We start from the raw sequence: 23914 nt of genomic DNA on the forward strand, positions 1-23914 counted from the left end.
GTCACCCCGGCCCGGGGTGACCCCGAGGCTGTCGCCGCCTCAGTTCTCAGGCGACCGCGCTCAGCGTGTCCGCGAGGCGGCGGCGGGCCGCTCGCGACGCCGGGAGAGCGGCGAGCGCGGCGGCTCCCAGAACCGCGGCCCCGCCGAAGAGCATGAGCAGAGCGGGGGACGGCGACCGGGCGATACCGGCGCCGATGCCGTTCGACCGCCCTTGGGCGTCGATCAGCCAGTGCGCGAGGGGCAGCCCGAGCGCCGTGCCGGTGAGGACGGCGGCGAGGGCGGTGCACCCGGTCGCCGTCACCGTGACCGCCGTGATCTGCCGTGGGGAGAGACCGATCGCCTTGAGGGCCAGCAGATCGCGTTCTCCCTCGCGCACTGTGCCGCCGATCGCGGTCAGCAGCTCGATGAGCCCGATCAGGGCAAGGACGGCGATCAGGCCGATGACCACCGAACGCAGGGGTGAGAGCCCGTCGGCCGGGTTGGTCACGGCGTGGACGTCGAGATGCCCCCGCGAAGTCTCCGTCAGCTCGGCGCCGACCGCGGCGGGATCCGCGCCGGGGCGCAACTGGAGCTGGTAGAGCGTGGGATGGAGCTTCGGGTCGTTCTCGCGCAGCGTGTCGAGCGAGGTGGAGATGACCCGGCCGCCGTTCTCCGGCTCGATGTTGCGGCCCACGATGTGCAGGATCTGCGGACGCCCGCCCACCGTCATCCGCACCCAGTCACCGACGCGTACGTCCAGCGCGTCGAGGAGCCCCTGCCCGGCCACCGCCTCGTCGAGGCCGCGCGCCGGGCGGCCCTCGGCCAGCGTGTAGGGGTACGGGTTCTGGTGCGTGCCGAGGCCGCGCAGCGCGATGGTGCCGGTCTGGCCGGGGACCAGGGCCGCCACCTCGATGCCCGGGTGGACCGCGGTGACCTGCCGGTTTCCGGCGAGGAGGTCCCGTGCCCCGGAGTCGGCCAGGTTCTCGTCGGCGCGTGCGGTGAGCGCGGCGGCGAAGCCGAGCTCCTGGGGCTCGTCGTGAAACCGGTCGATGGTGGTCCAGGCGCTCAGCGCGACCACGATCAGGAGGAACGGCAGGGCGAGGCGGGCGATGGCGGACAGCGAGCGTGGCCGCCGCGTGAACGCCTTGTGCCAGCCGAGGACCAGCGCGGGCGGCAGCCGCAGCCCCAGTGCCTGGCGGGCCACGCCGGACAGGCGCCCGCCCGGCGCCGCCGCGGCCCGCAGCACCGGCACCGAGGGCACGCGCCCGGCCCGCCACGCGGCGACCCCTGTCATGGCGCCGATGAAGAGCACCACGGCGGCCGGCACCCCGAACAGGGCCGCCGTATGCCCCGGCAGCCCCTGCCACACGCCGATCGCGTCGCCGAGCCGCCCCGGGACACGGCTGCCCAGGGTCTGGACGAGAGCCGTCGCCGTCGCGGCGCCGAGCAGGGCGTACGCCAGATGCTGGACGAGGAAGCTGCGTACCACCTGGCCGGGTGTGAAGCCGATGGCCTTCAGGATCGAGACGTCCCGCAGATGACCGCGGATCCGGGTCTCGATGGCCCCGTACACGGCGAGGGCGGCGGCGACCAGGGCGCCCAGGCCGAAGAGGCCGAGCACCTGGCCGAGCAGCCGGTTGCCGCCCTGGGCCTCGGCGCGCGCCTGCTGCCAGTGGGAGACCTGGGTGACCGCTCCCGCGCCCAGAGTCGTGACGGCGCGCTGCACGGCGTAGTTCGTGTCGTCCGGGTCGGTGAGGCGCAGCCCGACGACCTTGCCAGGGCGTCCGTCGGTCCGCTGCACGACGGACGGGGGCGCCCAGACGAGTCCGGCGCGCTCCCCGGGGCTGTAGCCGGGCTCGGCGCTGTCGGCGATGCCGAGGACGGTCAGGGTGCGTGCGGTCCCCGGCAGCTTCAGGGTGTCGCCGGGCTCGGCCCACAGCGCACGGGCGAGGCCGTGTTCGAGGACGACGCCGTCCGGCGTGGCCGGGTCGAGCCAGCGGCCCGAGGTGAGCAGGGGGCGCCCGGTGGCGGGTGGCCCGCCGGTGATTCCGCGCAGTTCGACGGAGGCACGGGCGCCGCGCGACTCTACGGCGGCCGCGGCGGTCCGGTACGGCCCCGACACGGATTCGACGCCGCCGAGACGGGCAAGGCGGCCCGCGTCGGTGGAGGCCCCGGTGTGGATCCACACATGGGCGCCCCGTGACTGGGTGAAGACGCGCTGCCAAGGGTTGGTGGCGTACCCGAAGAGGGCCGCGGCGAGCAGCAGCGAGGCGACGATCCCGGTGGTGGCGAGCACGATGAACAGCGCCTCGCCCCGATGCGTCCGCAGATCGGCGTGCGCCCAGCGCAGGGTGGCCCACATGCCCTCAGCCCCTCGGCCCGAGATCGCGTACGGCGGCGGGGTGGCTCGTCGGCAGGAGGGCGTGCACGCGGGGTCAGTCCTTCAGTTCGAGCACGCCGGATATGCCGGTGCCGCGCGGCGGTGTGCCGCCGAGATCGGCGTCGTCGGCGATCCGGCCGTCGAAGAAGCTGATGACGCGGTCCGCGGAGCTCGCGAGCCGTGCGTCATGGGTGACAAGGACGATCGTCTGACCGCGCTGGTGGAAGCGGGACAACAGGCGCATCACCTCGCGCCTGCCCTTGCTGTCCAGGCTGCCCGCGGGCTCGTCGGCGAGCAGGAGGGAAGGGTGGTTGACCAGGGCGCGGGCCAGTGCGACGCGCTGCTGCTCGCCGCCGGACAGCTCGCCCGGCATGCTGCGCTCCTTGCCCTCGAGGCCAAGCTCGGCCAGGAGCTCCGAGCGTTCGGCGCGCGCCTGTTTCGGCGAGGTCCCGGCGAGCAGCGCGGGCAGCTCCACATTGTCGGCGACCGACAGATTGGAGACGAGGTTGAAGAACTGGAAGACGATGCCGATCCGGCGCCGGCGTTCCACCGCCCAGCGCGCCTCGCTGTAGGAGTCGGTGGACTCGCCGTCCAGGCGGATGCTGCCGCTGTCCGGCCGCTGGAGCCCGCCGAGCAGGTGCAGCAGGGTCGACTTCCCGGCGCCGGAAGGACCGGTGACGGCGACGAATTCGCCGTGCCGTACACAGAGATCGACACCGCGTACGGCAGGGGCGGGTGCGCCCTCGCCGTAGTGGGTCTTGACCAGGCCCTCGGCCTCAAGCAGGGGAGGCACGGGAGACGGCGCGGAGGGACGGCTCTTCACTACGGCTCCTCCAGCTCTTCCTGGCATCGCTCGAGCCAGTCGAGATCGGCCTGCAGGTGCAGCATGGCGCCCTCGATCAGGAGTTGGGACATGCGGTTGTCCCGGTTCTCGGCCGCGGACAGCTTCGACAGATCGCGCATGGTGTTCAGGTACTGGCGCCGCTGTTTGTTGATGAGGGCGATCTGGTCGGCGAGACCGGTCCGCGGGGCGAGCGCGAGCTTCATGAAGAACTCGTCCCGTACCCGCGGCTCGTCCGCCGTCTCCTCGTACCAGGCGTGCAGCGCTTCCCGCCCGGCGTCGGTGAGGTGGTAGATCTTCTTGTTGGGTCGGCTCGACTGCTCGACTTCCTCGCCCTCGATCAGTCCCGACTTCTCGAGGCGGCCCAGCGTCACATAGATCTGGCCGACGTTCGGCTGAGGGTACGCGGAGCCGAGGAGTTGCTCAAGGTCCTGCTTGAGCTCGTAGCCGTGGGCCGGGCCTCGCGCCAGGAGAGCCAGGAGGGGCAGCCGCACTCGTGCTCTCCTCCTCGCATTCTCGCTTTGTGCTCCAGGCCCTAGTATCGCCCATACCTAACGGGTATACATGGCCCCTGACGCAGGGCGAAGGTGCCGGGCGCCGGTGTACAGGGAGGAACCTATGCGGTGGACGCGTGCCGCGGGTAGGGGACTCCTGGTCGTCGCCGTGGTCCTGTCCGGTTACGTCGCCTCGGGAACCCCCTCCGACGGGGCACGCGGTGATGGTCGCGGCCCCCTGACGCTGGCGACGGCGGGCGACCTCACCGGCTATCTGGGGCCCCTCCTCAAGGGGTGGAACCGTACTCACCCCGGCGAGAAGGTCACCCTCGTCGAGCTCCCGGACTCCGCCGACGAGACCCATGCGCAGATGACCACCGACCTGCGCTCGGGCGACAGCCGCTTCGACGTGCTCAACATCGACGTCGCCTGGACCTCGGAGTTCGCCGCCGCGGGCTGGATCGCCCCGCTGAGGCGCGACAGCTTCCCGCTGAAGAGCTTCCTGCCGCCGGTCGTGGACACGGCCACGTACGACGAGAAGCTGTACGCCGTCCCCTACGTCACCAACGCCGGGCTGCTCCTGTACCGCAAGGACGTCCTGGCCGAGGAAGGCATCGCGCCGCCGCGCACCTGGGCCGACCTGGAACGGGCGGCGAAGACCAGCGCCCCCAAGCACGGACTCGACGGATACGCCGGCCAGCTCCTCCCCTACGAAGGGCTCACCGTGAACGCCGCCGAGGCGGTCTACTCGGCGGGCGGCACGATCCTCGGCGACGAGGGCGAGCGCGTCACCGTGGACTCCGCGGCGGCCCGCGAGGGCATCGGGTTCCTCGCCCGCGGGGTGCGCGAGGGCTGGATCCCGAAGAAGGCGCTGACGTACACGGAGGAGGAGTCCCGGCAGGCCTTCCAGGAGGGCAGGCTCCTCTTCCTGCGCAACTGGCCCTATGCCTACGTGAGTGCGTCCGGCAAGAAGTCCGCGGTCGCGGGGAAGGTCGGCGCCCTGCCGCTCCCAGGTCCCGACGGCCCGGGGACGAGTGTGCTCGGGGGCTCGAACCTCGCCGTCAGCTCCCATGCGCGGCACCCCGCTTCCGCCACGCGCCTGCTCGCGTATCTCACCGGCGAGAAGGTGCAGCGGCAGGTGCTCACGCGGGGCGCGCTGCCGCCCGTGCGGGCCGCGCTCTACCAGGACCCCGCGCTGATCCGGAAGTTCCCGTATCTGCCGACGCTGCGTGCGAGCGTGCTCGCGGCGGCGCCGCGTCCCAAGAGCCCTCGCTACGACCAGGTGAGCCTGGCCGTGCAGGCCGCCGTGTACGACGCCATGGCGGGACATCAGACGCCCGCGGCTGCGGTGCGGCGCCTCGCCCGGGAGCTTGCTGCCCTCTCGCGCTAGTTACATGTTAGGTAGCCGGGGTGGGCTTCAGAGGCCCCAGCGGTACCGAAAACTCCGGACATACCAACTCAACTGAGCACGGCTTTCCGTCTACTCGTTGACACCTCTGCGACATGCCTACTTAACATGCATGCATAACCGCACGGGTCGCGGTCGGCTCTCGGCCGCACACCCCTCGCGTACTTCTACGCGCCTTCTCAGCGCTTCCAGCACTTCCAGCACTTCACGTAGACAGGTCAACGGGTCATGCTCACAGCCCCGGCCGGCGACGGCCTCGCGCGCCTCCACACGCACCACTGGTGGCGGGACGCGGTGATCTACCAGGTGTACGTCCGCAGCTTTCTGGACAGCACCGGTGACGGCATCGGCGACCTCGCGGGGGTTCGCGCGGGACTGCCGTATCTGAAGAAGCTCGGCGTCGACGGGATCTGGCTGAGCCCCTTCTACCCCTCGCCCCAGCGCGACCACGGCTACGACGTCGCCGACTACTGCGACGTGGACCCGATCTTCGGCAGCCTCGCCGAGTTCGACCTGCTGATGGCCGACGCGCGGCGCCTCGGCGTCAAGGTGCTCCTGGACATCGTCCCCAACCACTGCTCCAGCGAGCACGCCTGGTTCCGTGCCGCGCTCGCCACGAAGCCCGGCAGCGTCGAGCGCGCCCGCTTCCACTTCGCCGAAGGCCGCGGCCCGCACGGCGACGAGCCGCCCAACAACTGGCACGCCATGTTCGGCGGCCCCGCCTGGACCCGTGTCACCGATCCCGACGGCACCCCCGGCCAGTGGTACCTGCACATGTTCACGCCCGAGCAGCCGGACCTGAACTGGCGCAACCCCGAGGTGGGCGCCCACTTCGAGCACGCCCTGCGGTTCTGGCTCGACCGGGGCGTGGACGGCTTCCGCATCGATGTCGCCGCAGGGCTCTTCAAGCACCCCGACCTGCCCGACTCGCCGGACCCCGAGGCCGACGCCCGCACCCGCGACTCCGTCAACCCCCTCGCCTGGAACCAGCCCGAGGTCCACGACGTGTGGCGGCACTGGCGGGCGGTGTGCGAGGAGTACACGGCGCGCGACGGCCACGAGCGCCTCCTCGTCGGCGAGGTCTCCGTGCCGACCGCCCGCGAACACGCTCAGTACGTACGCCCCGACGAGCTCCACCAGGCCTTCTTCTTCGACCTGCTGGGCGCGCCCTGGGACGCGGACGCCTTCCGCAAGGTCATCACCGAGGCGATGCGGGACATCGCGGGCACCGGCTCCACGGTCACCTGGGTGCTCAACAACCACGACCAGGTACGCACGGTCACGCGGTACGGCGAGTCCGGCACCGAGGGCAGCGGTCTCGGCGCCACCCGGGCGCGGGCCGCGGCGCTGCTCATGCTGGCGCTGCCCGGAGCCGCGTACATCTACCAGGGCGAGGAGCTCGGCCTTCCCGAGGTCGACGATCTGCCCGACGAGGTCCTCACCGACCCGATCTTCCACCGCACCGGAAGCCGGGCCCGGATCCGCGACGGCTGCCGGGTGCCGCTGCCGTGGTCGGGGCACGCGTCGCCGTTCGGCTTCACCTCCGGGGCCGAGAGCGCCAAGCCGTGGCTGCCGCAGCCCGCGTGGTTCGCCGAGCACGCCACCGACCGCGCGCTCGCCGACACCCGGTCCTTCTGGCACCTCTACCGCGACGGACTCCAACTGCGCGCCGGACTGCCCCAGTTGGGTGAGGGGCCCCTGCACTGGCTGGACACGCCGCCCGGCGTCCTCGCCTTCGTGCGCGGCGACGGCCTCGTGTGCGCGGTCAACTTCACCGCGGCCCCGGTACCCGCGCCCGTCTCCGGCGCCCCGCTGCTGTCCAGCGGTCCGTGCCCGACCGGCGTTCTTCCCGGCTCCACCGCCGCCTGGTGGATCGGCGACCGCACCACCCCCTGACCGTCAACTCTTTTGCCTCCGAAGGGACATCAACGATGATGCGACGACGTATCACGCTCGCGAGCTGCACCGCCCTCGCCCTGGCCATGGGCGCCACCGCCTGCGGCGGGGGCGACGTCAGCGCCGGCGGCGGTGACAAGTCGCTCGACGGTCAGACCATCACCGTCGCCGGCGTCTGGTCCGGCAGCGAGCAGAAGAACTTCCAGAAGGTGCTCGACGCCTTCGGCGAGGAGACCGGGGCCAAGGTCCAGTTCACCTCCACCGGTGACAACGTCTCCACCGTCGTCGGAAGCAAGATCGAGGGCGGCAACGCCCCCGACGTCGTGATGGTCCCGCAGGTCGGCGTCCTCAAGCAGTTCGCCAGGAAGGGCTGGCTCAAGCCCCTCTCCAGGACGACCGAGCAGGCCGTCGACGCCAACTACGCGAACGTGTGGAAGAAGTACGGCAGTGTCGACGGCTCCTTCTACGGCCTGTACTTCAAGGCCGCGCACAAGTCGACCGTCTGGTACAGCCCCGAAGCCCTCGACCAGGCGGGCGTCAAGCCCCCCAAGACGTACGAGGAGATGCTCAAGGCCGGCGGGACGGTCTCCGACTCGGGCCTCGACGCCTTCTCCGTCGCGGGACAGGACGGCTGGACCCTCACCGACTGGTTCGAGAACATCTACCTCTCGCAGGCCGGGCCCGAGAAGTACGACCAGCTCGCCGCGCACAAGATCAAGTGGACCGACCCCTCCGTAGTCGACGCGCTCACCACCCTCGGCAAGCTCTTCAAGGACGAGCAGCTGATCGCGGGCGGCCGCAAGGAGGCCCTGAGCACCGACTTCCCGGGCTCCGTCGAGAAGGTCTTCGGGCCCGAGCCCAAGGCGGGCATGGTCTACGAGGGCGACTTCGTGGCCGGTGTCGCCAAGGACCAGTTCGACAGGAAGATCGGTGAGGACGCCGACTTCTTCCCCTTCCCCGCGGTCGACGGCGGCAAGGCGCCCGTGGTCAGCGGCGGTGACGCCGCGGTCGCCCTGAAGGACGGCAAGAACCAGAAGGGCGCCATGAAGTTCCTGGAGTACCTGGCGACCCCCGAGGCGGCGGCCGTCTGGGCCGAGGCGGGCGGCTTCCTCTCCCCGAACAAGAAGGTCGACCTCGCCTCGTACGGTGACGACGTCACCCGCGAGACCGCCAAGTCCCTTGTCGGCGCCGGGGATTCGGTCCGCTTCGACATGTCCGACCAGGCCCCGGCGGCCTTCGGCGGCACCAAGGGCATGGGCGAGTGGAAGCTCCTCCAGGACTTCCTGCGCGACCCGTCGGACCCGAAGGCCACGGCGCGGCGGCTCGAGGCCGCGGCGGCCAAGGCGGACAAGGGCTGATCGCCATGACCGTCACTTCCGCCGGGACCCCGAGACCCCCGGCCACCGAGGCCGCCCGGCGCCGGCGCCGGGGGCGGGTCATCGCCGTCGCGTTCGTCCTGCCCGCCCTGCTCCTGCTCGGCGCCCTCGTCGTCTACCCCGTGCTGTTCTCGGCGGGACGCAGCCTCTTCGACGCCTCCGGCAGCAAGTTCGTCGGCGGCGACAACTACACGGAGATGTTCCGCGACCCGGCCACGCTCAAGGCCATCCGCAACAGTGTCATCTGGGTCGTCATCGCCCCGACCCTGCTCACCGGGCTCGGTCTTGTCCTCGCCGTCCTGGTCGAGAAGATCCGCTGGGCCACCGCGTTCAAGCTGCTCCTCTTCATGCCCATGGCGGTCTCGTTCCTCGCCGCGGGCATCATCTTCCGGCTCGCGTACGACGAGGACCCCGAGAAGGGTGTCCTGAACGCCGCCGTGGTGGGCGTGCACGACGCCTTCGAGGGCACCTCCTCCTATCCGACCGCGCATGCCCGCGACGGCCAGGGCCTGACCAAGGGCGCCGACGGCTCGTACCGCACGACCACCGCCGCGACCCCGGGCCACACGGTCGGTCTCGGGCTCGTCGGAGTGGCGCCCAAGGACGTGCCCGAGGACGCCGAGCCCGCTTACGCGGCGGCCGGGCGGTCGGCCGCCGCGCGTGAACTGCGCGGAGTCGTCTACCTGGACTTCGTGCCCGGCGGGGGAGGGAAGCAGGGCAGGACGGACCGGGCCGAGAGCGGACTGCCGCAGATGCGGGTCGAGGCGGTGCGGGACGGCAAGACGGTCGGGAGCGCCACCACCGGCGCCGACGGCTCCTTCCGCTTCACGGACCTCGACCCCGGCGCGACGTACACCGTGCGGCTGCCCGCGAAGAACTTCGCCCCGCCCTACGAGGGCGTCTCCTGGCTGGGCCCCGCCCTGGTCACCCCCGCCATCATCGGCGCGTACCTGTGGATCTGGACGGGCTTCGCCATGGTGCTCATCGGCGCCGGGCTCGCCTCCCTGCCGCGCGACGCCCTGGAGGCGGCCCGGATGGACGGCGCCAGCGAGTGGCAGGTCTTCCGCCGGATCACCGTGCCGCTGCTCGCGCCCGTCCTCACCGTGGTCTTCGTGACCCTGGTGATCAACGTGATGAAGGTCTTCGACCTCGTCTACATCATCGCGCCGGGCCCCGTGCAGGAGGACGCCACGGTCCTCGCCACCCAGATGTGGCTCGTCTCCTTCGGCGGCGGCAACAACCAGGGCCTCGGCAGTGCGCTCGGCATGCTCCTGCTGCTCCTGGTCATTCCCGCCATGGTGTTCAACGTCCGCCGCTTCCGCAGGAGTCAGTCATGACCGTCACCACTCCCGACCGGCAGACCGTGGCGCCGGACACGGAACCGGCGGCCGTCGCACCCGCACGACCCCGCCCCAAGGGCCGGATCGGCCGGTGGCTCGGCAGCAGCCTCATCCAGGCGTTCCTCGTGGTCGTCGCGCTGGTCTGGATCACCCCGCTCGCCGGGCTCTTCCTCTCCTCGCTGCGCTCCTCCCAGGACAACGCGCGGGGCGGCTGGTGGACCTCCCTGACCAGCCCGGCGCAGCTCTCCTTCGACAACTACTCGGCGCTGCTCGCCAACACCGGGATGACGAAGGCGTTCTGGAACACCGTCCTGATCTCGGTGCCCGCCACCGCCCTGGTCGTCGTCCTCGCGGCCCTCGCCGCGTACGCCTTCGCCTGGCTGGAGTTTCCGGGCCGCGACCCGCTGTTCCTGCTCGTGGTGGCGCTTCTGGTGGTGCCGATGCAGATCGGCCTGCTCCCGGTGGCCAAACTCTTCGGTCAGCTGGGACTCTTCGGCACCATTCCGGGCGTGGTGCTCTTCCACGTCGCCTACGGACTGCCGTTCGCCGTCTTCCTGCTCCGCAACTACTTCGCCGAGATACCGAAGGAGATGCTGGAGGCGGCGCGGATGGACGGCGGGACCGAATGGCGGATCTTCACGCGGCTCGTGCTGCCGGTGGGGCGTCCGGCCATCGCAAGCCTGGCCATCTTCCAGTTCCTCTGGGTGTGGAACGACATGCTGGTGGCGCTGCTCTTCGCCGACAGTTCGGCGCAGCCGCTGACCGTGGAACTGCAGTCGCAGATCCGGCAGTTCGGCAGCAACATCGATGTGCTCGCGCCCGGCGCGTTCCTCTCGCTGGTCGTTCCGGTGGTCGTGTTCTTCGCGTTCCAGCGGCACTTCGTGCAGGGGGTGATGGCGGGCTCCGTCAAGTGAGCCCGTGAGTACGGGAGTTGCCCGTACGCGCCACGGCCCGGCCCGCCGAGAGGCGGGCCGGGCCGTGGCGCTGTGCCGACCGCTCAGGGAGAAGCCGGCGGATACAGGTCCCGCGGCAGCTGCGAGGCCGCCGCCTTGTCCAGCAGCCACAGCGTCCGCGACCTGCCGTACGCGCCCGCGGCGGGCGCCTGCACCTCGCCCGCGCCCGACAGGGCCATCGCCGCGGCGTTGGCCTTGTCCTCGCCGGCCGCGAGCAGCCACACCTCACGCGCCGCCCGGATCGCCGGGAGCGTGAGCGTGATGCGCACGGGCGGCGGCTTGGGCGCGCCGTGCACGCCCACCACCGTCCGCTCCGTCTCACGCACCGCGGGCAACTCCGGGAAGAGCGAGGCGACATGGGTGTCCGGACCGACGCCCAGCATCAGCACGTCGAACGTCGGCACCGGGGCATGGTCTTCGGGCCCCGCGGCCGCGGTGAGCTCGGCCGCGTACATCCCGGCCGCCGCGTCCACCTCGTACGCGCCGTCCGACGCGGGCATCGGGTGCACCCGGGCCGGGTTCAGGGGCACCGAGTCGAGCAGTGCCTCCTTGGCCTGGGTGTAGTTGCGCTCCGGGTCGCCGTCCGGCAGGAAGCGCTCGTCGCCCCACCACAGGTCCAGGCGCGACCAGTCGATCGCGTCCTTCGCCGGGGAGGAACTCAACGCCGCAAGCAGGCCGTTGCCGTTGCGTCCGCCGGTGAGGACCACCGACGCGAAGCCGCGGGCGGCCTGCGCGTCGACGATCTTCGTGATGAGGCGGGCCGCGGCGGCCTGCGCCATCAGCTCCTTGTCGCGGTGCACCACCAGCTGCGGGGCCGCGCTCACTTCGTCGCCGCCTTCTTGGCCGGGGCCTTCTTCGCGGGAGCGGTCTTCTTGGCCGCCTCCGCGGGCTCCTCCACCGCGGGGACCGCGGTCTCCTCGTACTCGCCCAGGCGGTCCACGCCGTACCTCAGCGCGGACGCGTAGGTGTCGTCCGGGTCGAGACGGCGCAGCTCCTCGGCGATCAGCTCGGCCGTCTCGCGGCGCTTGAGCGCCACCGCGCGGTCGGGCTGCCCCTGGATGGAGAGCGTGGCGAGCGAGCCGTCGGCCCGGCCGAGCACGATGGGACCGCAGTCGGTGTCCATGCGTACGCCGGTGAGACCGGGGCCCGCGGACAGCGAGCGCTTCACGGGTACGTCGAGCCGGTCCGCGAGCCACATGGCGAGCAGCTCGCAGCTCGGGTTGAACTCCTCGCCCTCCACCTCGACCGAGGTCACCTTGCAGGCGATCTGGTCGAGAGCGGCGGCGAGCATCGAGCGCCACGGGGTGATCCGGGTCCAGGAGAGGTCCGTGTCGCCGGGGTGGTAGGCCTCGGCGCGCGCGGTCAGCTCGTGGATCGGCTGCTCGGCCGCGTACGTGTCCGTGACGCGGCGCTGGCCGAGTGCCCCGAGCGGGTCCTTGGCCGGGTCGAGCGGCGCGTTGACCGGCCACCACACGACCACGGGCGCGTCGGGGAGCAGCAGCGGCAGGACGACCGACTGGGCGTGGTTGATGACCTCGCCGTACAGACGCAGGACCACCGTCTCGCCGGTGCCCGCGTCCGCGCCGACCCGCACCTCTGCGTCGAGACGCGACGTCGTGCGGTCACGGGGCGAGCGCGCGGCGCGCTTGATGACGACCAGCTTGCGCGAGGGGTGCTCGCGGGACGCTTCGTTGGCGGCCTTCAGGGCGTCGTAGGCGTTCTCCTCGTCGGTGACGATGACGAGGGTGAGCACCATGCCGACGGCCGGGGTGCCGATCGCCCTGCGCCCCTTCACGAGCGCCTTGTTGATCTTGCTGGACGTGGTGTCCGTAAGGTCGATCTTCATGGGCGACGCCAGCTCCGTCCGTCTCGTGCGAGCATTTCGTCCGCCTCGGACGGGCCCCAGGTCCCGGACGAATACTGCGCGGGCTTGCCGTGCTTGTCCCAGTACTCCTCGATCGGGTCGAGGATGTTCCAGGAGAGCTCGACCTCCTCCGTGCGCGGGAAGAGGTTGGCGTCGCCGAGCAGGACGTCCAGGATCAGGCGCTCGTACGCCTCCGGGCTGGACTCGGTGAAGGACTCGCCGTAGGCGAAGTCCATCGACACGTCGCGGATCTCCATCGAGGTGCCGGGCACCTTCGAGCCGAACCGGACCGTGATGCCCTCGTCGGGCTGGACGCGGATGACGATCGCGTTCTGGCCCAGCTCCTCCGTCGCCGTGTGGTCGAAGGGGGAGTGGGGTGCGCGCTGGAAGACGACCGCGATCTCGGTGACGCGGCGGCCCAGGCGCTTGCCCGTACGAAGGTAGAAGGGGACGCCCGCCCAGCGGCGGTTGTCCACCTCCAGCTTGATGGCCGCGTAGGTGTCGGTCTTCGACTTGGGGTCGATGCCCTCTTCCTGGAGGTAGCCGACGGCCTTCTCGCCGCCCTGCCACCCCGCGGCGTACTGCCCGCGGACCGTGCTCTCGCCGAGGTCCTTCGGCAGCCGCACGGCGCCCAGGACCTTCGCCTTCTCGGCGACCAGCGCGTTCGCGTCGAAGGAGGCGGGCTCCTCCATCGCGGTCAGCGCCATCAGCTGGAGCAGGTGGTTCTGGATGACGTCACGGGCCGCGCCGATGCCGTCGTAGTAACCGGCACGGCCGCCGATGCCGATGTCCTCGGCCATCGTGATCTGGATGTGGTCCACGTACGACCGGTTCCAGATCGGCTCGAACATCTGGTTGGCGAAGCGGAGCGCCAGGATGTTCTGGACGGTCTCCTTGCCGAGGTAGTGGTCGATCCGGAACACCTGGTCCGGGTCGAACACCTCGTGCACGATCGAGTTGAGCTCCTTGGCCGACGTCAGGTCGTGCCCGAAGGGCTTCTCGATGACCGCGCGGCGCCAGGAACCCTGCGGGGCGTCCGCGAGCTCGTGCTTCTTGAGCTGCTGGACGACCTGCGGGAAGAACTTCGGGGGCACCGACAGGTAGAAGGCGAAGTTGCCGCCCGTGCCCTGTGCCTTGTCAAGGTCCTGGATGGTGGCCTTGAGCTGCTCGAACGCGTCGTCGTCGTCGAAGTTGCCCTGGACGAAGCGCATCCCCTGGATGAGCTGCTGCCAGACCTCCTCACGGAACGGCGTACGCGAGTGCTGCTTGACGGCGTCGTGGACGACCTGGGCGAAGTCCTCGTCCTCCCAGTCGCGGCGCGCGAAGCCGATGAGCGAGAAGCCCGGCGGCAGCAGGCCACGGTTGGCGAGGTCATAGACAGCGGGCATCAGCTTTTTACGGGACAAATCGCCCGTGACGCCAAAGATGACCAGGCCCGACGGCCCCGCGATACGCGGGAGCCGTCGGTCTGCGGCGTCACGCAGCGGATTGCTGCTTGACAAGATGGTCAGCCCTCCGAAGGGGTGAGGCGCTTGAGCTCCGCCTCGGTGGACTTGAGCAGGTCGTTCCAGGACGCCTCGAACTTCTCGACGCCCTCGTCCTCGAGCAGCTGCACCACGTCGTCGTAGCTGATGCCGAGCTTCTCGACGGCCTCGATCTCGCCGCGCGCCGTGTCGTACGTCCCAGCCACGGTGTTGCCCGTGATCTGGCCGTGGTCGGCGGTGGCCTCCAGGGTGGCCTCCGGCATCGTGTTCACCGTGTTCGGCGCGACCAGGTCGTCGACGTACAGGGTGTCCTTGTACGCGGGGTCCTTGACGCCGGTCGAGGCCCACAGCGGACGCTGCTTGTTGGCCTGCGCCTTGTCGAGCGCGGCCCAGCGGTCGGAGGAGAAGACCTCTTCGTACGCCTCGTACGCCAGGCGGGCGTTGGCGAGCGCGGCCTTGCCCTTGGCGGACTTGGCCTCGTCGGTGCCGAGCGCGTCCAGGCGCTTGTCGATCTCGGTGTCCACGCGGGACACGAAGAAGGACGCCACCGAGTGGATCTTGGAGAGGTCCAGGCCGCGCTCCTTGGCCTTCTCCAGGCCGGCGAGGTACGCGTCCATGACCAGGCGGTAACGCTCCAGCGAGAAGATCAGCGTGACGTTGACGCTGATGCCGAGGCCGATGACCTCGGTGATCGCGGGCAGGCCCGCCTTCGTCGCCGGGATCTTGATGAGCGTGTTCGGGCGGTCCACCAGCCAGGCGAGCTGCTTGGCCTCGGCGACCGTCGACTTCGTGTTGTGCGCCAGGCGCGGGTCGACCTCGATCGACACGCGGCCGTCCTGGCCGCCCGTCGCGTCGAAGACCGGACGCAGGATGTCGGCGGCGTCACGGACGTCCGCCGTCGTGATCATGCGGATGGCTTCTTCGACGGTGACTCCGCGCGATGCGAGGTCGGAGAGCTGCTGGTCGTAACCGTCGCCCTGCGAGATCGCCTTCTGGAAGATCGACGGGTTGGTCGTGACGCCCACGACGTGGCTCTGGTCGATCAGCTCGGCGAGGTTGCCGGACGTGATCCGCTTGCGCGACAGGTCGTCCAGCCAGATCGCGACGCCTTCGTCGGAAAGGCGCTTGAGTGCGTCTGTCATGAGGATTACATCTCCTACTTGGTCGTATGTCGGCGTCAGCGCTGAGCGGCGTCGATCGATTCCCGGGCTGCGGCCGCCACGTGATCGGCGGTGAAGCCGAACTCGCGGAACAGCACCTTGCCGTCGGCCGAGGCACCGAAGTGCTCCAGCGAGACGATGCGCCCGGCGTCACCCACGAAGCGGTGCCAGGTCAGGCCGATGCCCGCCTCGACCGCCACGCGCGCCTTGACGGACGGCGGAAGGACGCTGTCGCGGTACCCCTGGTCCTGCGCCTCGAACCATTCGACGCACGGCATCGAGACGACGCGCGTCGGAACGCCCGCGGCCTGCAGCTGCTCGCGTGCCTCGACGGCGAGCTGCACCTCGGAGCCGGTGCCGATGAGGACGACCTCGGGGGTGCCGCCGTCGGCCTCGAAGAGGACGTAGCCACCCTTGACGGCGCCCTCGGTGACCTCGCGGTCGTACGTCGGCACGCCCTGACGGGTCAGCGCGAGGCCGTGCGGGGCGCCCTTGCCGAACTCCTTGGTGAAGCGCTTGAGGATCTCGCGCCACACGACGGCGGTCTCGTTCGCGTCCGCCGGGCGGACCACGTTCAGGCCCGGGATGGCACGCAGCGAGGCCAGGTGCTCGACCGGCTGGTGCGTCGGGCCGTCCTCGCCGAGACCGATGGAGTCGTGCGTCCACACGTACGTCACCGGAAGGTGCATCAGCGCGGAGAGACGGACGGCGTTGCGCATGTAGTCGGAGAACACCAGGAAGGTGCCGCCGAAGATGCGGGTGTTGCCGTGCAGCGCGATGCCGTTCATCTCCGCGGCCATGGAGTGCTCGCGGATGCCGAAGTGGATCGTGCGGCCGTACGGGTCCGCCTCCGGCAGCGGGTTGCCTGCCGGGAGGAACGACGACGTCTTGTCGATCGTGGTGTTGTTCGAGCCCGCGAGGTCGGCGGAGCCGCCCCACAGCTCGGGGATCACCGCGCCGAGCGCCTGCAGGACCTTGCCGGACGCGGCACGCGTCGCGACGCCCTTGCCCGCCTCGAAGACCGGGAGCTTCTCCTCCCAGCCCTGGGGGAGCTCGCCCGCGGCGACGCGGTCGAACTCGGCGGCGCGCGCGGAGTCGGCGGTGCGCCAGGCGGCGAAGCCCTTCTCCCACTCGGCCTTGGCGTCACGGCCGCGGTCGAGCGCCGCACGGGTGTGCGCGAGGACCTCGTCCGGGACCTCGAAGGTCTGCTCCGGGTCGAAGCCGAGGACGCGCTTGGTGGCCGCGACCTCTTCGTCGCCGAGCGCCGAGCCGTGCGCGGCCTCGGTGTTCTGCGCGTTCGGCGCGGGCCAGGCGATGATCGAACGCATCGCGATGAAGGAGGGGCGCTCCGTCTCCGCCTTCGCGGCCAGGATCGCCTTGTAGAGGGCGGCCGGGTCGAGGTCGCCGTTCTCCTTGGGCTCCACGCGCTGGACGTGCCAGCCGTAGGCCTCGTACCGCTTCATGGTGTCCTCGGACACCGCGGTCTCCGTGTCGCCCTCGATGGAGATGTGGTTGTCGTCCCACAGCAGCACGAGGTTGCCGAGCTTCTGGTGCCCGGCCAGCGACGACGCCTCGCCGGAGATGCCCTCCTGGAGGCAGCCGTCACCCGCGATGGCGAAGATGTGGTGGTCGAACGGCGACTCGCCCGCGGCGGTCTGCGGGTCGAACAGGCCACGCTCGTAACGGGCGGCCATCGCCATGCCCACGGCGTTCGCGACGCCCTGGCCGAGCGGCCCGGTCGTCGTCTCCACGCCCGTGGTGTGCCCGTACTCCGGGTGACCGGGGGTCTTCGAGCCCCAGGTGCGGAACGCCTTCAGGTCATCGAGCTCCAGGCCGAAGCCGGCCAGGTAGAGCTGGATGTAGAGGGTCAGTGACGAGTGGCCCGCGGAAAGAACGAACCGGTCGCGCCCGGTCCACTCGGCGTCCGCGGGGTCGTGCCGCATCACCTTCTGGAAGAGGGTGTACGCGGCGGGCGCGAGGCTCATGGCCGTACCAGGATGGCCGTTGCCGACCTTCTGTACGGAGTCCATGGCCAGGACGCGGGCAGTATCAACAGCCCGCTGGTCCAGTTCGGTCCACTCGAGGTCTGTGGTGGTCGGCTTGGTGCTCACCCTGAGTCAGGGCTCCTCTCCACATGTCGAATGCCGGCGATGTAGATCCCACCGGCCGATGTCGAGCCTACCGCTGTAAAGACGTGCATTTTTTCGAGTCATTCCAGAGTGCCGGGGTGTGCCGTCATCCGCCTCCCGAAAGGGATCCACGGTGTTCACCATGTGATCCGCAAGCCGCTCATCTGGACTCTCACAACGAGTGCGGGACCGCTCATCTGAACGGGTGTCGGGCCGTGTTTCGGGCGCACCAACACGCCGCTCAACACGACCCCACCCCCGCGAAGGGCGAGGTATGGGCAACGTCTACAGTGGCGTGGTACGCGCGAGCCTTTACCGGATCTTCATGTCTGAACGTCCGACGCGGCTTGCTGAGAAGTCTCTGTCAGGGGTGTGCGTGACGGCCGTTGAATCCCGTCCAGCGGGAGCAATTGGGACGAGCTCTAGCCCAAGCCACCGGCCGCTCGGGGCCCGTGTCATGGCGTTCGTGGCGCTGACCAAGCCGCGAATCATCGAACTCCTCCTGATCACCACCGTTCCGGTGATGTTCCTCGCCGAGCAGGGGGTGCCCGACCTGTGGCTGGTCTTCGTGACCTGCCTGGGCGGTTACCTCTCGGCGGGCGGCGCGAACGCGCTCAACATGTACATCGACCGCGACATCGACGCCCTCATGGACCGTACGTCCCAGCGGCCCCTGGTCACGGGAATGGTCAGCCCCCGCGAGTGCCTCGCCTTCGGCATCGCGCTGGCAGTCGGCTCGACGCTGCTCTTCGGACTCGCCGTCAACTGGCTGTCCGCCTGGCTCGCCCTCGGCGCCCTGCTCTTCTACGTGGTCGTCTACACGATGATCCTGAAGCGCCGCACCTCGCAGAACATCGTCTGGGGCGGCATCGCGGGCTGCATGCCCGTGCTCATCGGCTGGTCCTCGGTGACCAACTCCCTCTCCTGGGCGCCGGTCATCCTCTTCCTGGTGATGTTCTTCTGGACGCCGCCGCACTACTGGCCGCTGTCGATGAAGGTCAAGGACGACTACGCGCGCGTGGGCGTGCCCATGCTGCCGGTCGTCGCGTCGAACAAAGTGGTCGCGCGTCAGATCGTCCTCTACAGCTGGGTGATGGTCGCCGTCTCGCTGCTGCTGCAGCCCCTCGGTTACACCGGCTGGTTCTACACCGTGGTCGCCTTCGTGACCGGCGGCTGGTGGCTGTGGGAGGCGCACGGCCTGCAGAACCGCGCCAAGGCCGAGGTCACGGGCGGCAAGCTCAAGGAGATGCGGCTCTTCCACTGGTCGATCACCTACGTCTCGCTGCTGTTCGTGGCGGTCGCGGTGGACCCCTTCCTACGCTGAGCCGAAGACTTTCCCGACGGGCGGGGTGCGTGGTGTTGAACGCCACGTGCCCCGCCCGTCGCCAGTTGATCTACCCGTCGGTAGCATCCTGCTCATGGCAGAGACGCAGCAGGTCGAGGACAGCAAGCAGGCAGCCCGCGCGGACAAGAAGGCGGCAAAGCTGGCCAAGCAGATCGGTGCCTTCGCCCAGGCGCACGGCGGTGCCGAGGGGCAGGTCGCGTACATCGGGCACGAGGGCACCCGCATCGTCCTGGTCGGCGACGACGGCGGCTGGGGCGACCTGGTGGCCCCCACCTACGCGATCGCGCGGAGCGCCGTCGAGAAGGCCGGGATCACCGTCCACGAGGACTTCGACGGCGACTTCGCCGCCAAGGTGGAGACCGGCCCGTACGAGTGGTCGCGCATGGCCGGCATCCAGCTCGGCGGCAAGAGCAACGGCTGACGGCGTCGAGGCCGTGGCGGACAGAACGGCCGTGAGCAACACCTGACACCCGGGTCACCCGTTAGGACGGTAGGAGCACGTCCGTCTACGGGGAGCCCGGATGATCGAAACGCCGTCCCTGGTGGACCAGTACTGCCACGGTGTGCTGCGTACGGAGCTGGGCCTCGGCACCTTCGAGGCCCACCTCGGCCGCGGTGAGGGCCCGCCCGCGCCCGGCACCACCTTCTTCGACACCCAGACGGGCTTCGCCGTGCGCCGCTGGTGCCCGCCGCTGCTCGGCCTCGAACCGCACTGCCCGCCCGCCCGCTACCTCGCCCGCCGCCGCGATCTGGGCGTCCTCGAAGCGGGTCGGCGGCTGCTGCGGGGGAGCGGCATCACGACGTATCTCGTCGACACGGGGCTGCCCGGCGACCTGACGGGGCCCGGCGAGATGGCATCGGCCGGGGACGCCGACGCCCGTGAGATCGTCCGCCTCGAATTACTGGCCGAACAGGTGGCCGACACTTCCGGCACCGTGGACTCGTTCCTCGCCAACCTCGCCGAGTCCGTGCACGCGGCCGCCGCCAACGCCGTCGCCTTCACCTCTGTGGCGGGCGTCCGGCGCAGCCTCGCCCTGGCGCCCGAACCGCCGGGTCCCGGGGAGGTGCGGGGAGCGGCGGGGCGCTGGCTGGCCCGGCGGCAGGTGGGCGGGGCGCTCGAAGACCCCGTGCTGCTCAGACATTTGCTGTGGATCGCCGTCGCGTCGGGGCGGCCGCTGCAACTGCACGCGGGGGCGGGGGACCCGGAGTCACACTTCGGCGGCTTCGCGCGGGCGACCGCGGGGCTCGGCACCGATCTGGTCCTGCTGCACGGCTATCCGTACCACCGCAATGCCGCGGACCTGGCCGGCCTCTTCCCGCATGTGTACGCCGACCTGGGTCCCGCCCTGGTGCGCACGGGCGCTCGCGCGGCCGCCGTGCTCGCGGAGATCCTGGAGCTCGCGCCCTTCGGCAAGCTGTTGTTCTCCAGCGGCGCGCACGGGCTTCCCGAGCTGCACGTGGTGGGCGCGCGGCTCTTCGGGGAGGCGCTGGGGCGCGTGCTCGGCGGGTGGGTCGCGGAGGGCGCGTGGTCGCTGCCGGACGCGCAGCGGGTGGCGGGGCTCATCGCGGCGGGCAACGCCCGCCGCGTCTACGGCCTGAACGACGGCTGAGGTCAGACCGCCGAGAGCTGCGAGTCGTCGGCCTGGGCCGGCAGGCCGGCGGTGGTGTACGGCCGTTCGCGCAGCGAAAGCAGGACGCGCATCACGCCGATCCAGACCACGCACGAGCCGAACATGTGCAGGCCGACCAGGACCTCGGGCAGGTCCGTGAAGTACTGGACGTAGCCGATCGCGCCCTGGGCGAGCAGGATCAGGAAGAGGTCGCGGGTGCGGTGCAGCGGGCCCTTGGGGGCGTCGACCGCCTTGAGGACGAACCACAGGGCGAACGTCAGCGTCACCACGATCCAGGCGAGCACGGCGTGCAGCTTGCTGACGGTCTCCCAGTCGAAGCCCATCCGCGGCACCTCACTGGAGTCACCCGCGTGCGGCCCGGAGCCCGTCACGATCGTGCCGACCGCGATGAGCAGCACGGACGCCGCGACCAGGAACCACACCAGCTGCACCACGGCCTTGCCGACCAGCGGGCGCGCATCACCGTCGCCCTCGCGGGTGCGCTGCCACATCGTGACGGCGACCGCGATCAGGGCGGTGGAGAGCAGGAAGTGCGCCGCGACCGTCCACGGGTTCAGGCCGACGAGCACCACGATGCCGCCCAGCACGGCGTTGCCCATGACGATCCAGAACTGGACCCAGCCGAGCCGGGTGAGGCTGCGCCGCATCGGCTTCTGCGAGCGCGCCGCGATGATGGCCCAGCCGACGGCCGCGCAGAGCACGTACGTCAGCATGCGGTTGCCGAACTCGATGGCTCCGTGGAAGCCCATCTCGTGGGTTGCCGTCAGGGAGTCGTCCGTGCACTTGGGCCAGGTCGGGCAGCCGAGACCCGATCCGGTCAGCCGGACGGCGCCGCCGGTGACCACGATGCACACCGTCATCGCGAGGGAGATGAGGGCGGCGCGCTGGACGGTCCGCTGCTGCGGGGTCCAGCGTTCGGCGATGAAGGCGAGCGGGTTGCGCACGGCGGAGACGGCGTCGGCTCGGGTCACGTTTGGCACGGGGACCATCGTAGGGGGCCGCTTGTGCACGGCTTCACGAGGGGGACGTATCCGGTGCTTCTGTGACGCGGCTTACGCAGGTGGCTCCCGGTCGCTACTCCCAGCGGAAGAACTTGCCCGCGGCCCCGAGACCGACGACCGCCCAGACCGTCAGGATCGCGAGGTTCCCCCACGGCATCCCCGCACCGTCCTGGAGCACGTCCCGCAGGCCGTCGGAGAGGGCGGAGATCGGCAGCAGGCCGAGCACCGACTGGGCCGCGTCCGGGAACTTGTCCAGCGGCACGATGACCCCGCCGCCCACCAGCAGGAGCAGGAAGACCAGGTTCGCGGCGGCGAGCGTCGCCTCCGCCTTCAGGGTGCCCGCCATCAGCAGGCCGAGGCCCGAGAAGGCCGCCGTGCCGAGGATCAGGAGGAGGAGCACGGCGAAGGGGTTGCCGTGTGGTGACCAGCCGAGCGCGAAGGCGATCACCGTCAGGAGCACGATCTGCAGGACCTCGGTGACCAGGACCGACAGGGTCTTCGCGGCCATCAGCGCCCAGCGGGGCAGGGGCGAGGCGCCGAGCCGCTTGAGCACGCCGTAGCGGCGCTCGAAGCCCGTGGCGATGGCCTGCCCGGTGAACGCCGTGGACATCACGGCGAGGGCGAGGATGCCGGGCGCGAGGAAGTCCACTGCCTTGCCGTCGCCCGTGTCGACGATGTCGACGGCGCTGAACAGCACGAGCAGCAGCGTCGGGATCACCACCGTGAGCAGCAGCTGTTCGCCGTTGCGCAGGAGCATCTTCGTCTCGAGTGCCGCCTGCGCGGCGATCATGCGGGGGAGCGGGGCGGCGCCCGGCTTCGGCGTGTACGTACCGGCGGCGCTCATCCGCGCAGCTCCTTGCCTGTGAGCTCCAAGAAGACGTCTTCCAGGGTGTGGCGTTCGACGGCGATCTTTTCCGGCATCACGCCGTGCTGGGCGCACCAGGAGGTGACCGTGGCGAGCAGCTGCGGGTCGACCGTGCCGCTCACGCGGTAGGCGCCCGGGGTGAGTTCGGCCGCCGCGGAGTCCGGCGGGAGTGCCTTGAGGAGGGAGCCGACGTCAAGGCCGGGGCGCCCCGAGAAGCGCAGGGTGTTCTCGGCACCGCCGCGGCACAGCTCTTCCGGGGTGCCCTCGGCGATGACCTTGCCCGCGTCGATGATGGCGACCTCGTCGGCGAGCTGCTCGGCCTCGTCCATGTGGTGCGTGGTGAGGATGACGCTGACGCCGTCGGCACGCAGATCGCGTACGAGGTCCCAGGTGGCCCGGCGTGCCTGCGGGTCAAGGCCCGCGGTCGGCTCGTCGAGGAAGGCCAGCTCGGGCCGTCCGACCACGGCCATGGCGAGCGCGAGGCGCTGCTGCTGGCCGCCGGAAAGGCGCCGGTAGGTGGTGCGGCCGCAGCTCTCCAGGCCCAGGCGCTCGATCAGCGCACCCACGTCGAGCGGGTGCGCGTGCAGCTTCGCCATGTGGCGCAGCATCTCGTCGGCGCGGGCGCCGGAGTAGACGCCGCCGGACTGGAGCATCACGCCGATGCGGGGGCGCAGCGCGCCGGCCTCGCGCACCGGGTCGAGGCCAAGGACGCGGACCGTGCCCGCGTCCGGCCTGCGATAGCCCTCGCAGGTCTCGATCGTGGTGGTCTTGCCTGCGCCGTTCGGCCCGAGGACCGCGGTGACGGTGCCCGCGCGGACCCGGAGGTCGAGGCCGTCCACCGCGGTCTTCTTGCCGTACCGCTTGACCAGGCCGGTGACCTGGACGACGGACTCAATTCCCATGCCGGGAAGTCTAGAGAGGGGCGGGGGACCGGTGGGCAGGGGGCTGCTACCCGGCCCACTCGGCCCGCGAGCGGTGGGTGTCGAGCCAGCGCTCGGCGTACGCGACCGCGTCGGCCACCGGGAAGAGGCGGGCCGTCGCGGCGCCCACCTTGCCGCACACCACGGGGCGGTCCCGCTCGAAGTCCGCACCGAGTTCGTCGAAGCGCTCCTCGGAGATCGAGGTCTCGCGCACCGTCATCCAGCGGCGCCCTTCCGGGGTCATGACCGCGAAGGAGTTCTCGACCTGGGGCGCCGGGAGCCGGTACTCGGCCAGGTGGAAGGAGGTGCAGGAGTCGAAGCCCGCGCCGAGCAGCAGGACCCGGGCGCCCGATGCCTCCAGGCGGGCCAGCGGGCTGCGCTCACCGAGGCGGCAGTCAAGGGCATGCCCCTCCAGGAGCGCCTGCGCGCGGGGGCCGACCGCCGCGAAGGACGTCTGGGGGTGGGCGCTGCGCAGGGCGCCGGGCCAGGTCCGTACGGTCTCGGGGATCACGCCGACGCCTCGGGTGGGGGTGGTGCGTGGGTCGTAGGCGGGGATGGAGGCGCGGATCTCGGGCCACCAGGACTCGGGCACGGGCGGGTTTCCCCACTCGGCGGGATCGGAGTTGTCGCTGGACTGCGTGGGGACGACCAGGGTCCCCTTTTGGCCCAGTACGTCCAGGAGCGCCTGGACGACGGCGACCGGACCGCCGCTCACCCACCCGAGGGCGCTCAGCGAGGAGTGCACGAGGAGGGTCTCACCGGGGCTCACGCCGAGCTCGGTGAGGTCGGCCGCGAGGGACGCGCGCGTGCACAAAGGGCCGGTCGGAGGGGGTGTCGACATGGTCAGG

The 23914-nt window shown here is 70.8% G+C and carries 20 protein-coding genes; 8 read left to right on the forward strand and 12 right to left on the reverse strand.

Annotated elements, in window-relative coordinates:
* Positions 1 to 46 precede the first annotated feature (46 nt).
* The 3 genes from ACZ5U5_RS27740 to ACZ5U5_RS27750 all read right to left on the reverse strand — a co-directional run bounded on the left by ACZ5U5_RS27740 (position 47) and on the right by ACZ5U5_RS27750 (position 3694).
* Entirely contained in the window at positions 47 to 2341 is a 2295-nt protein-coding gene (locus ACZ5U5_RS27740; RefSeq protein ID WP_469026702.1) for an ABC transporter permease, read from the reverse strand.
* A gap of 73 nt (positions 2342 to 2414) precedes the next feature.
* Positions 2415 to 3209 carry an ABC transporter ATP-binding protein gene (locus ACZ5U5_RS27745; RefSeq protein ID WP_469026704.1) on the reverse strand — a complete coding sequence of 265 codons (795 nt, stop codon included), beginning with the start codon at positions 3207 to 3209 and terminating at the stop codon, positions 2415 to 2417.
* Positions 3182 to 3694 carry a PadR family transcriptional regulator gene (locus tag ACZ5U5_RS27750; protein ID WP_365827279.1) on the reverse strand — a complete coding sequence of 171 codons (513 nt, stop codon included), beginning with the start codon at positions 3692 to 3694 and terminating at the stop codon, positions 3182 to 3184. The genes ACZ5U5_RS27745 and ACZ5U5_RS27750 overlap by 28 nt, the downstream gene beginning before the upstream one ends.
* A gap of 124 nt (positions 3695 to 3818) precedes the next feature.
* Between ACZ5U5_RS27750 and ACZ5U5_RS27755 the strand changes: the two genes are divergently transcribed.
* The 5 genes from ACZ5U5_RS27755 (at position 3819) to ACZ5U5_RS27775 (ending at position 10628) form a co-directional block, all read left to right on the forward strand.
* A complete protein-coding gene (locus tag ACZ5U5_RS27755) occupies positions 3819 to 5084 on the forward strand; it encodes an ABC transporter substrate-binding protein (protein WP_469026706.1) in 1266 nt (421 codons plus the stop codon).
* A 246-nt stretch (positions 5085 to 5330) separates the two neighbouring features.
* Complete coding sequence (locus ACZ5U5_RS27760) at positions 5331 to 6998, forward strand: glycoside hydrolase family 13 protein (protein WP_469026708.1); 1668 nt, start codon at positions 5331 to 5333, stop codon at positions 6996 to 6998.
* Between the two features lie 35 nt (positions 6999 to 7033).
* Positions 7034 to 8356, forward strand: a complete 1323-nt coding sequence (locus ACZ5U5_RS27765) for an ABC transporter substrate-binding protein (RefSeq protein ID WP_469026710.1) — start codon at positions 7034 to 7036, stop codon at positions 8354 to 8356.
* A gap of 5 nt (positions 8357 to 8361) precedes the next feature.
* Complete coding sequence (locus ACZ5U5_RS27770; protein ID WP_469026712.1) at positions 8362 to 9711, forward strand: ABC transporter permease; 1350 nt, start codon at positions 8362 to 8364, stop codon at positions 9709 to 9711.
* Positions 9708 to 10628: a carbohydrate ABC transporter permease gene (locus ACZ5U5_RS27775; RefSeq protein ID WP_469026714.1), complete on the forward strand. Its 921-nt coding sequence runs from the start codon at positions 9708 to 9710 to the stop codon at positions 10626 to 10628. The genes ACZ5U5_RS27770 and ACZ5U5_RS27775 overlap by 4 nt, the downstream gene beginning before the upstream one ends.
* Positions 10629 to 10711: 83 nt before the next feature.
* Here the strand turns inward: ACZ5U5_RS27775 and pgl are convergent, their stop codons facing one another.
* From pgl to tkt, 5 genes are read right to left on the reverse strand one after another with little or no spacing between them, the layout of a single operon-like run.
* Positions 10712 to 11491, reverse strand: a complete 780-nt coding sequence (gene pgl / locus ACZ5U5_RS27780) for a 6-phosphogluconolactonase (protein WP_469026716.1) — start codon at positions 11489 to 11491, stop codon at positions 10712 to 10714.
* Entirely contained in the window at positions 11488 to 12513 is a 1026-nt protein-coding gene (opcA, locus tag ACZ5U5_RS27785; RefSeq protein WP_469026718.1) for a glucose-6-phosphate dehydrogenase assembly protein OpcA, read from the reverse strand. Before opcA ends, pgl begins: the two co-directional genes overlap by 4 nt.
* Positions 12510 to 14033, reverse strand: a complete 1524-nt coding sequence (zwf, locus tag ACZ5U5_RS27790; RefSeq protein ID WP_469026720.1) for a glucose-6-phosphate dehydrogenase — start codon at positions 14031 to 14033, stop codon at positions 12510 to 12512. Before zwf ends, opcA begins: the two co-directional genes overlap by 4 nt.
* Before the next feature lie 5 nt (positions 14034 to 14038).
* Positions 14039 to 15157 carry a transaldolase gene (tal, locus tag ACZ5U5_RS27795; RefSeq protein WP_469026723.1) on the reverse strand — a complete coding sequence of 373 codons (1119 nt, stop codon included), beginning with the start codon at positions 15155 to 15157 and terminating at the stop codon, positions 14039 to 14041.
* 35 nt (positions 15158 to 15192) lie between these two features.
* Positions 15193 to 17286: a transketolase gene (tkt, locus tag ACZ5U5_RS27800; RefSeq protein ID WP_469026725.1), complete on the reverse strand. Its 2094-nt coding sequence runs from the start codon at positions 17284 to 17286 to the stop codon at positions 15193 to 15195.
* 388 nt (positions 17287 to 17674) lie between these two features.
* Here tkt and ACZ5U5_RS27805 point away from each other — a divergent pair, with 388 nt between their 5' ends.
* The 3 genes from ACZ5U5_RS27805 (at position 17675) to ACZ5U5_RS27815 (ending at position 20259) form a co-directional block, all read left to right on the forward strand.
* Positions 17675 to 18628: a heme o synthase gene (locus ACZ5U5_RS27805; protein ID WP_363208664.1), complete on the forward strand. Its 954-nt coding sequence runs from the start codon at positions 17675 to 17677 to the stop codon at positions 18626 to 18628.
* 94 nt (positions 18629 to 18722) lie between these two features.
* A complete protein-coding gene (locus ACZ5U5_RS27810) occupies positions 18723 to 19070 on the forward strand; it encodes a hypothetical protein (protein WP_469026727.1) in 348 nt (115 codons plus the stop codon).
* 100 nt (positions 19071 to 19170) lie between these two features.
* Positions 19171 to 20259 carry an amidohydrolase family protein gene (locus tag ACZ5U5_RS27815; RefSeq protein ID WP_469026730.1) on the forward strand — a complete coding sequence of 363 codons (1089 nt, stop codon included), beginning with the start codon at positions 19171 to 19173 and terminating at the stop codon, positions 20257 to 20259.
* 2 nt (positions 20260 to 20261) lie between these two features.
* Here the strand turns inward: ACZ5U5_RS27815 and ACZ5U5_RS27820 are convergent, their stop codons facing one another.
* The 4 genes from ACZ5U5_RS27820 to ACZ5U5_RS27835 all read right to left on the reverse strand — a co-directional run bounded on the left by ACZ5U5_RS27820 (position 20262) and on the right by ACZ5U5_RS27835 (position 23907).
* The gene (locus ACZ5U5_RS27820; protein WP_469026732.1) at positions 20262 to 21269 is read right to left on the reverse strand and encodes a COX15/CtaA family protein; all 1008 of its coding nucleotides are present in this window, start codon (positions 21267 to 21269) and stop codon (positions 20262 to 20264) included.
* Positions 21270 to 21354: 85 nt separating this feature from the next.
* Complete coding sequence (locus ACZ5U5_RS27825) at positions 21355 to 22125, reverse strand: ABC transporter permease (RefSeq protein ID WP_469026735.1); 771 nt, start codon at positions 22123 to 22125, stop codon at positions 21355 to 21357.
* Positions 22122 to 23048, reverse strand: coding sequence for an ABC transporter ATP-binding protein (locus ACZ5U5_RS27830; RefSeq protein WP_469026737.1), 927 nt, complete (start codon positions 23046 to 23048; stop codon positions 22122 to 22124). Before ACZ5U5_RS27830 ends, ACZ5U5_RS27825 begins: the two co-directional genes overlap by 4 nt.
* A 46-nt stretch (positions 23049 to 23094) precedes the next feature.
* Positions 23095 to 23907 (reverse strand): AAC(3) family N-acetyltransferase, encoded by an 813-nt coding sequence (locus ACZ5U5_RS27835; RefSeq protein WP_469026740.1) that lies wholly within the window; start codon positions 23905 to 23907, stop codon positions 23095 to 23097.
* Between the last annotated feature and the right edge of the window lie 7 nt (positions 23908 to 23914).

This window comes from Streptomyces sp. NPDC033177 (genome assembly GCF_055577715.1).

Excerpts from the sequence above, each read along its gene's own strand:
- opcA (WP_469026718.1), bottom strand. The coding sequence starts at position 12,513 with ATGAAGATCGACCTTACGGACACCACGTCCAGCAAGATCAACAAGGCG.
- ACZ5U5_RS27765 (WP_469026710.1), top strand. The coding sequence starts at position 7,034 with ATGATGCGACGACGTATCACGCTCGCGAGCTGCACCGCCCTCGCCCTG.
- ACZ5U5_RS27740 (WP_469026702.1), bottom strand. The coding sequence starts at position 2,341 with ATGTGGGCCACCCTGCGCTGGGCGCACGCCGATCTGCGGACGCATCGG.
- ACZ5U5_RS27745 (WP_469026704.1), bottom strand. The coding sequence starts at position 3,209 with ATGCCAGGAAGAGCTGGAGGAGCCGTAGTGAAGAGCCGTCCCTCCGCG.
- ACZ5U5_RS27755 (WP_469026706.1), top strand. The coding sequence starts at position 3,819 with ATGCGGTGGACGCGTGCCGCGGGTAGGGGACTCCTGGTCGTCGCCGTG.
- ACZ5U5_RS27830 (WP_469026737.1), bottom strand. The coding sequence starts at position 23,048 with ATGGGAATTGAGTCCGTCGTCCAGGTCACCGGCCTGGTCAAGCGGTAC.
- ACZ5U5_RS27760 (WP_469026708.1), top strand. The coding sequence starts at position 5,331 with ATGCTCACAGCCCCGGCCGGCGACGGCCTCGCGCGCCTCCACACGCAC.
- ACZ5U5_RS27835 (WP_469026740.1), bottom strand. The coding sequence starts at position 23,907 with ATGTCGACACCCCCTCCGACCGGCCCTTTGTGCACGCGCGCGTCCCTC.
- ACZ5U5_RS27770 (WP_469026712.1), top strand. The coding sequence starts at position 8,362 with ATGACCGTCACTTCCGCCGGGACCCCGAGACCCCCGGCCACCGAGGCC.
- tal (WP_469026723.1), bottom strand. The coding sequence starts at position 15,157 with ATGACAGACGCACTCAAGCGCCTTTCCGACGAAGGCGTCGCGATCTGG.
- ACZ5U5_RS27825 (WP_469026735.1), bottom strand. The coding sequence starts at position 22,125 with ATGAGCGCCGCCGGTACGTACACGCCGAAGCCGGGCGCCGCCCCGCTC.
- ACZ5U5_RS27815 (WP_469026730.1), top strand. The coding sequence starts at position 19,171 with ATGATCGAAACGCCGTCCCTGGTGGACCAGTACTGCCACGGTGTGCTG.
- ACZ5U5_RS27810 (WP_469026727.1), top strand. The coding sequence starts at position 18,723 with ATGGCAGAGACGCAGCAGGTCGAGGACAGCAAGCAGGCAGCCCGCGCG.
- ACZ5U5_RS27820 (WP_469026732.1), bottom strand. The coding sequence starts at position 21,269 with ATGGTCCCCGTGCCAAACGTGACCCGAGCCGACGCCGTCTCCGCCGTG.
- ACZ5U5_RS27775 (WP_469026714.1), top strand. The coding sequence starts at position 9,708 with ATGACCGTCACCACTCCCGACCGGCAGACCGTGGCGCCGGACACGGAA.